Below are 8,380 nucleotides of genomic sequence, written 5' to 3'. Positions count from 1 at the left end.
TTGAGAACCTTATTTCCGAAGATTAAAAAAACGGAAAGCGTATAGTTGTGTGATTTTGAAGATTTAAGTTGGACTTACCATCATGCTAGTAATTTGAGATAGCTTCTTACAAAGTCGCACATCGCGTTAATTATTGAATTGAATAATAGGTGACTGGGTAATCTTGTTTTAAATCAGTATTGATAAAAATGGATACCGTATTTATTTAAAAAATAACACTGATTTTCAAAATAACTAATTAACGTTCATGAATGTTGAGTCGAGGAATTCATTCAATTGTGTTGTAAAGCAATATTTCTAATGAGTAGGAGAAAAGTAAGCTGCTTTATGACTTGGCTCAGGGCAGTAAACAATAACATTGTGCAAGATTATTCAGTAACAAAGGTGTGTTCTGGCTACAGGCAGTGATAACCGGCATTTTGCTCTGAATAATTCAACCGCCTCATCCAGTCAGCTATTAAAAGAACGACAATGTCTGCTTTCTACTGATCAGCTTCAGCGTTCCAGCTATTTGAGTGCACCGCCCAGTTTTATTTGCTCATGTACGGTATGTTTTAAATGACTCCGCTTAAAAAAGATTGTCCCCATCGCAATCATCTTTCTGGGGCTGTTCTGCTTCCCAGAAATAGTATTTCCCGAAGGTGTATTTTCAGTCTTACAGCAACGGGTAATGGCCATTTTTATTCTGGCAACCCTGTTGTGGGTAAGTGATGCTGTACCAGCGTTTGCGACGTCCCTTCTTATTATTATGCTGCTGATATTGACCGCTTCAAACAGCGCACCTTTTCCACTCAGGGACGGTCTTGGTGAGGATATGCTGAACTATGTGACTATTTTCAATAGTCTGGCATCGCCCGTCATTGTTCTTTTTCTGGGGGGATTCTTTATTGCCTTGGCGTGCGCCAAGTACAAAGTTGATATCAACCTGGCCCGTGTCTTATTAAAGCCTTTTGGCCAGAAGTATGAAATTGTGATGCTTGGCGTGATGATCATCACAGCCATCTTCTCCATGTTCATGAGTAATACAGCGACCAGCGTTATGATGCTGACTATCATGACACCACTGGTAGCTCGAATGGACAGTCAGGATCCAGGGTGTCGCGCCATGGTATTGAGTATCCCCATCGCTGCAAACTTGGGGGGGATGGGAACACCGATTGGAACACCGCCCAATGCTATCGCTTTTCGATACTTCGTTGGTGAGCATGCGTTGTCTTTTGGTGGCTGGATGCTGTTCGCAGTACCGATTACCGTCATTATGATTGCTTTCAGTTGGTGGTTACTGCAGAAGATGTACCCTTCCAATGGTGGTGACCTGGATGTTCAGATTGATGGCCGTTTTGAGAAAGGCCTGAAGCCTTACATTGTTTATATCACCATGGCATTGACCATCCTGCTGTGGATGTTCTCCAGTGTCCACGGCATTAATGCTTATGCCGTTGCCATTATCCCGGTTGCTGTATTCAGTCTGTGTGGCATTGTCGATAAGCATGATCTGAAACACATCAGCTGGGATGTGCTCTGGCTGCTTGCGGGCGGTATTGCCATCGGTACTGCTCTGGCCTCGTCTGGTCTTGCAGAGTTGATTGTCAGTATGGTGCCATTTGAACAGTTCGGTGCGGTTGCCATCATTCTGGGGATCAGCGTGCTGTGTATGATTATGGCGACATTCATGTCTCACACGGCCACTGCTAACCTGCTCATGCCTATTGCCATTTCCATGTCCACTTCAGTGGCCAGTATTGAAGAGATGGGAGGACTGGTTGTGATTGGTACAGCAGTTGCCCTGGCGTCTTCTCTGGGGATGGGCCTGCCAATCAGTACTCCGCCCAATGCCCTGGCTCATGCGACCGGATTGGTTGATACCAGAGACTTTATCAAAACCGCCCAGATTCTGAGCCCATTGGGGGTTATATTGATCTTTGCGGTATTGATGTTGATGACTTGGATGGGCTTCTTTTAAGGGGTAATGTCACTCATGTATGCGGTGATTTTTTAAGTTGAAATAAAGCCCGACCGTCAGGATAGCTACCTGGCACTGGGTGCAAAAATGCGTGAACAGCTTGCTGACTACCTGGGTTTTATATCGGCGGAGCGTTTTGGCAGCCTGACTCAGGAAGGAAAGATTTGCAGCCTTTCCTTCTGGGAGAGTGAAGAAGCGGTGTCTCAGTGGAAACAGGACATGAGCCACATGCTTTGTCAGCAGAATGGCAGAGACCACTTATTCAGTGATTATCGGATTCGGGTTGCCAGGGTTGAGAGGGATTATAGGATGACAACCCCGTGACCGGGGTTGTTGTACATAGTTTGGCTTCTGATTAGAAATAACCCATCACACCCAACAGGGTAATTACTGAAAAGATCAGGACCACACCAATGGTACTGATGAATTTGCCGGTTTTGATAAAGTCTTTGCTGGCAACCATGCCGGTGGCATGCGCCAAAGCGTTTGGAGGCGTACTGATTGGCAATGACATTCCCATTGATGCTGAGAGCGCGACACAGATCACCATAAGACTAACGCCACCATAATTTTCCAGCCCACTCAAAACTGTAGCCACTGAAACCGCAATTGGCATTAGCAGGTTTGCTGTGGCGGTGTTTGACATAAATGTTGCCATCACCATCGAGACGACGGCCATCAGGAACAGCACAACAAAGGTTCCCATGGTGTCGAAGGGAATGGTTTGAACAATAGCTCGTGCCAGGCCACTTTTTTCTAGGGCATAGCCCAGTGCAATACCACCGGCAATTAACCAGAGTACATCCCAGTTAATCTTTTTAATGTCGTTCGTATCGATAATCCCGGAAAGGGAGAAAACGATGACTGGTAGCAAAGCGACAGTGTACGAATTTACACCATGAATGCTGGAGGTGGTCCATAGAAGCACCGTTGCAGCGGTTGTTGCATAAACAAGATAAGCTTTTGGCGATCTTTCAAATGTGCATTCGATTTTAACGGCGAGTTCTTTGATGTTTCCCGGGTATAGCCTACGCAACAGTACCCAGGCAATCATGATTAATCCCACGGCCATGGGAATGGCAAACAGCATCCATTCACCAAATGTAATGGCATGCTCGCCGGTTAAATAGCGAAAAGCAATGGCGTTGGGTGGTGTGCCGATGGGGGTTCCAATACCGCCGATATTGGCGGCAATGGGTACGGCAAGGATAACGCCCTTCACGCCGTTATCGGTGGTATCAACGTTTGCCAGCAATGGCGTCAGCAAGGTCAGCATCATTGCTGTTGTTGCGGTATTACTCATAAACATGGAGAAGAAGGCGGTAATTCCCATCAGGCCGAGCATAACGTTCTTGTAATCGCTGCCAATAGGTTTTAACAGGACCCTGGCCAGGTTGATGTCCAGTTTGTACTTTGTGGCTGCAATCGCAATAAAAAAGCCTCCAAGAAAAAGCACGACAACCGGTGCAGCCAGACTGCTGAGGATCTCTTTGTAGTTGAGCATATCCTCCGGATTCAACGCTTCTCTCAGGAAGTATGGGCTGGTATTTGAAACCGTTATGGAAAGCAGGCCGAGAATAAGCAGTGACGTTGCATAGGCAGGCACAGCCTCAGAGACCCAGAGTAATGTCGCCATCAGGAAAATAGCCAGCACCCGTTGTTGTTCAATAGTGATGTTGGCGATAGGGATAAATTCAGCGGGTATGAAAAAGAGAAAGAAGAAAGAGGCTGCAATCAGCGATAGCTTGAGAATTCGCGACATAGACGTCATTCAACCCTTGAGGTGCAAAAAACAGTTTAAAATTCTTAGTGGTGTTTATGATGCATCAACGGTTCAGCAAACATACTGAAGCAGGTCAATGAAAAAGGAATTTCAAAAGTGAATATAATTCAGGTAGTAAAACGAAAATAAAATATTTGAAGGTTGCATGACAATATGAATCAATGCATTTCTCAGATACAGGGCTTGGGTGGTGTAATAGGTTGTCTTGCCAGCCACTCCTGCTCCCACTGGGGGATTTCATCGGCGGGCATGGGCTTGGCAATGAAGTAGCCCTGTGCCTGATCACAATTTAACTCATTCAGTAACTGCCAGCTCTCAAGTGTTTCTACCCCCTCTGCAACGGTTTGCATATTAAGCTTGTGGGCCAGGCTGATATTAGCTTCAACAATTGCTTTATGAGTTTTGTCATTACAGGCATTAGAGACAAATGAGCGATCAATTTTCAGCTCACTGAAAGGGATTCGGTTTAGCTGCTGCATGCTGGAATAGCCGGTTCCAAAGTCATCAATAGAGAGCGAGAAACCATGGAGCTTCAGTCTGGCTAATGTTTCCAGGGAAAGCGCTGCATTTTGAATCAGACTGCTTTCTGTAATCTCAAGATTCAGCAGTTCTGGAGGAATACTCAAATCCCGCATTTTTCCAATCAGCATGTCAGGTAGGTCGGTATTGGTCAGAATAGCTGCAGAAAGGTTAATACCAACGGCAATATTTCTTTCTTGTTCACGCCAGATTCGAATCTGATCCAAAGCCAGATCGATCATTTTTGTGGTCATGGGTGCTATCAGACCGGAACTCTCCATCATGGGGATAAAGTGGACTGGGCTGATAACTCCTGCTTCTGGGTGATGCCAGCGAGTCAGAGCTTCAACAGAGATCATTCGTCCACTCTTCAGCAAGACTTTTGGCTGGTAGTAAAGAACGAACTGGTTGTCATCAATGGCTTTCTCAAGCTCTTCTTCATCAAAGATCAGTTCTCTGGATGTGACGGGACAGGCTTGATTCTCAGCCTGTTCGGAGAAGTAAAATTCCAGTAATTCTCTAAGGCGGGTACGGGACATTGGTTTGGGCATATGGCCCAGCACCATCAGGCCGTGAGCCAGGGCCATATCTTCTACGATTCGGACTAGAGATGCGTCCATGGCACTGAGAACAATCACACCTTTGGAAAGCTTTTGCTCAGCGAGGTGTCGGATAAACAGAATACCATCCATGCCCGGCATATCGAGGTCACAGATAACGATATCAACGGCACCTCTGTTTTGAAGAAATTTCAGAGCCTCCTCACTGCTTTCTGCAGTAAGCAGTCTGCCAACATTAAGCCCTGAGACCGTTTGCTCTGCAACCATCCGCTGAAAGGGATGATCTTCCAAAATCAAGATACTGAGAGAGGTTATTCTACTGTCCATATACTGGCCGGGTGAAAATGACTCCATCCATAAAGTATGGCGTATTGGACAGTATGAAGTGGTTTTTTTTGTGATTATTGGATGAACGGAACTTCAGATCAGTACCAGAAGGGTATGCCTTCTGGTAACTGTTTGAAAAACATCAGTTTCCTGATTTTGTTCTGGACCATTCACGGGTGATGTAGCGCTTCAGCTTGCTAGGCAGCTCTTTGAATACAAACAGCTTCTCCATGGTTTCCTTGGAAGGGAAAACACCCGGGTCATTGGCGATTTCAGGCTCCACAAAGGCTTTTGATGCTGGATTCGGGTTGGTATAGGTGACGTAGTTGGTCACTTCAGCAATGACTTCTGGCTCCATCAGGTAGTTCAGCATCTTGTGCGCGGCGTCTTTATGCTTTGAGTCCTTGGGAATAGCCAGCATATCAAACCACATGGCAGCACCTTCCTTGGGAACAACATAGCGGATATCCAGACCATTTCCTGACTCTTTGGCACGATCACGGGCGATCATCATATCGCCGGACCAGCCCAGGGCAACACAGATATCACCATTGGCCAGGTCAGAAAGCGAGCGGGATGAGTGATAGTAGCTGACATAAGGAGCTACGGTTTTGATCTTCTCTACCGCTTTTTTGTAATCCTGCATCTGCAGACTGTTACCGGGGATGCCCAGATAGGCCATAACTGAAGGCAACACTTCACTTGGCGCATCCAGGAAGGCAACACCGCACTTCTGCAGCTTCTTCATGTTCTCGGGCTCAAAAATCAGTGCCCAGCTGTCCACAGGGGCATCTTTACCCAGTACCTTCTCTACCGCTGCCTTGTTATAGCCAATACCGGTGGTTCCCCAGAGGTAAGGGATCCCGTAGGTATTGCCTTCATCAAAGTTATCCGAGATCGCCTTCATAATGACGGGATCGAGGTTCTTCAGGTTAGGCAACTTGGACTTATCCAGCGGCTCATAAACGCCAGCACGAATCTGCGTCTTGTAGAAGTCGTGAGAAGGAGAGACCAGATCGAAACCACTGCGGCCGGAGAGCAGTTTACCTTCAAGCACCTCATTACTGTCATAAACGTCATAAACCACGTTGATGCCGGTTTTGTCGGTAAAGTTCTTGATGGTGTCTTCAGCGATGTAATCGCTCCAGTTGTAGAAATATAGTTTCTCCGCCTTGTTATCTGAGGCCTGGAGCTGGGCAGCACAGAGCAGTGCGGCGACGATGAACAACTTTTTCATAAGCGTGCCGTGAACCTTATACAAGGGAAATAATTGGGAGCGCGATTATATAGCAGTAACACTGTTCTACAAGTCTGTTCCTATGGGTTAATAACAGAATATCGGGCAGGGTGACCAATTCCTGCGATACTGACTAGGGTTGTTATCGGTTTGAGACTAAGTTGATGCATGCTTTTCGTTCGATTCTTCTGGCAGTTACCCGGCAACACACCTCGGATATGGAGCTACAGCAGGCCTTTCGACTGGCTCTGGATAACCGGGCCACATTATTGATTGCTCTGTTTGATCAGAGCCTGGAAACTCTGAACCACCTGCAATTCATCCCGTTGGAAAAAAAGCTGGAAGACCACCTCAGGCAGCAACTTGAAGATGAACTCGAACGACTGAAGGCCCTGGCCTGGGAGCAGGGTATCGAAGCGGAGACGTTGGTGGTTCCTGGCCGGCCCAGGCAGGCCATTCATAAGGTGATCAAGGATCATCATATTGACCTGGTCATCAAACTGGCGGATGCCAGTGGAGCCCTGACTCGTAAACAGCTGACCGGCAATGACCTGGCCCTGCTCAGAAAGTGCCCGGTTCCCATTTTAATGATGGCAGACCGAGATCAGCTCCCGGACTTCAGTGGCAAAATCATGGTGGCCATGGATGCTGGCGACCCGGACTCGGATGCCCACGATTTGAACCGAACGTTATTGCAATATGGTGTCTATCTGGCAAGCCAGGAAAAGGCTGCGCTGCATCTTGTCAGTGTCTGGAATGTTCCCCTGGGGAGGCGTTCCCTGAAAACATTGTCTGATGAAGAACTCTACGAATTGCAGGAAATTACCCAGCGGCGTTATCACAACAAACTGCAGGAAGTGATGCAGGAAGTGGGTGTGATAGAAAATGATGAACAGCAGCCTGTATCCATTCATTTACTCAGGGGCAACCCTGCCACCGAGATCCAGCAACTGGCCAACGAGTTGAACGTTGATGTGATTGTGATGGGAACGCTTGGGCGTCATAAGGAAGGTATTCTGGTGGGGAATACGGCTGAAAACATCATGAACAGCATCTACTGCTCAATACTGGCGGTGAAGCCGGAAGGGTTCATCAGCCCGCTGGCAGAAGCTGCCAGCGGTTAATCATCAAACCTGAAGGAAGAGGTCAGGGTTTGAGGCCACTCATGTATTCAATAGCAATACTGATCTCTTCATCAGAACAGTCCATACAGGTACCTTTAGCAGGCATGCTGCGAATACCGTTGATGGCATTGGACAGCAGACTGCTGAATCCGCCAGCGGTCTTCTCAGCAGCTTGCCATGCAGCGGCATCATCTTTTTTAGGCGCACCTAACAGACCAGAACCGTGGCAGGCCACACAAAACTGGTTGTAAATCGCATCACCGCTTCTCGGACCGCTACTGGAGCTGGCTGCTATTCCGGCAGTACTGGCACACTCTTCACCGGCAAGACACACGGAGCCCACAGGAGCAAGACGCTCGCTTATCTCACCACGAGTAGTTGGATCAAGGTCTGCAGCCGGCTTGGCAAAGACCAGCGACGCGAAAAGTCCCCCGACTAACAGAATCAAAGCACGCATATGAGTTCCCCGTGACACTCGCTTGTCCTCTTAAGGCGATTAATGGCTATCTTGTTGTAGGCGTTGCATGAGCTGATACTGCCAGAGCTAGTAAAAAAGTAGCTTAAGACTCGCTTATAAGCTTTCGCCTGTGTAGCCGAATTATTTTAGGCAATGGGATTATAGATCAATTGGCATTTCTAAAACAGCGGTTTATACGGTGCAGATTTCGGTAATTCTTGTGATTTGCCTGTGTGAAGTGCTCTGCCCATGGCATAAGCAGCCTTTATACTGGCTCATATATTACGCGATGTGCGACTTTGTAAGAAGCTATCTCAAATTACTAGCATGATGGTAAGTCCAACTTAAATCTTCAAAATCACACAACTATACGCTTTCCGTTTTTTTAATCTTCGGAAATAAGGTTCTCA

At 47.1% G+C, this 8,380-nt stretch carries 7 protein-coding genes; 3 read left to right on the top strand and 4 right to left on the bottom strand.

What is annotated here, in order from left to right:
• Positions 1-577: 577 nt before the first annotated feature.
• Together AK963_RS22280 and AK963_RS22275 are read left to right on the top strand one after the other, a co-directional pair.
• Positions 578-1,963 carry an SLC13 family permease gene (locus AK963_RS22280; protein ID WP_066017619.1) on the top strand — a complete coding sequence of 462 codons (1,386 nt, stop codon included), beginning with the start codon at positions 578-580 and terminating at the stop codon, positions 1,961-1,963.
• A gap of 42 nt (positions 1,964-2,005) precedes the next feature.
• A complete protein-coding gene (locus AK963_RS22275; protein WP_274520547.1) occupies positions 2,006-2,287 on the top strand; it encodes an antibiotic biosynthesis monooxygenase family protein in 282 nt (93 codons plus the stop codon).
• Between the two features lie 31 nt (positions 2,288-2,318).
• Here AK963_RS22275 and AK963_RS22270 read toward each other — a convergent pair whose 3' ends face one another.
• The 3 genes from AK963_RS22270 to AK963_RS22260 form a co-directional block, all read right to left on the bottom strand.
• Positions 2,319-3,734 (bottom strand): SLC13 family permease, encoded by a 1,416-nt coding sequence (locus AK963_RS22270; RefSeq protein WP_238593812.1) that lies wholly within the window; start codon positions 3,732-3,734, stop codon positions 2,319-2,321.
• Positions 3,735-3,916: 182 nt separating this feature from the next.
• Positions 3,917-5,152, bottom strand: a complete 1,236-nt coding sequence (locus tag AK963_RS22265) for a GGDEF/EAL domain-containing response regulator (protein ID WP_066017617.1) — start codon at positions 5,150-5,152, stop codon at positions 3,917-3,919.
• Between the two features lie 142 nt (positions 5,153-5,294).
• A complete protein-coding gene (locus AK963_RS22260; protein WP_066017616.1) occupies positions 5,295-6,389 on the bottom strand; it encodes a polyamine ABC transporter substrate-binding protein in 1,095 nt (364 codons plus the stop codon).
• A gap of 164 nt (positions 6,390-6,553) precedes the next feature.
• On the opposite strand from AK963_RS22260, the gene AK963_RS22255 reads away from it, so the two are divergent.
• On the top strand, positions 6,554-7,513 hold the full coding sequence (locus AK963_RS22255) for a universal stress protein (RefSeq protein ID WP_066017615.1): 960 nt from the start codon (positions 6,554-6,556) through the stop codon (positions 7,511-7,513).
• 22 nt (positions 7,514-7,535) lie between these two features.
• Here AK963_RS22255 and AK963_RS22250 read toward each other — a convergent pair whose 3' ends face one another.
• Positions 7,536-7,970 carry a c-type cytochrome gene (locus AK963_RS22250; protein ID WP_066017614.1) on the bottom strand — a complete coding sequence of 145 codons (435 nt, stop codon included), beginning with the start codon at positions 7,968-7,970 and terminating at the stop codon, positions 7,536-7,538.
• Between the last annotated feature and the right edge of the window lie 410 nt (positions 7,971-8,380).

Source organism: Endozoicomonas atrinae, from assembly GCF_001647025.1.
Classification (GTDB): domain Bacteria; phylum Pseudomonadota; class Gammaproteobacteria; order Pseudomonadales; family Endozoicomonadaceae; genus Endozoicomonas; species Endozoicomonas atrinae.
Note: the sequence above shows the minus strand (reverse complement) of the source record. Positions and strands in the feature narration are given on the sequence as shown.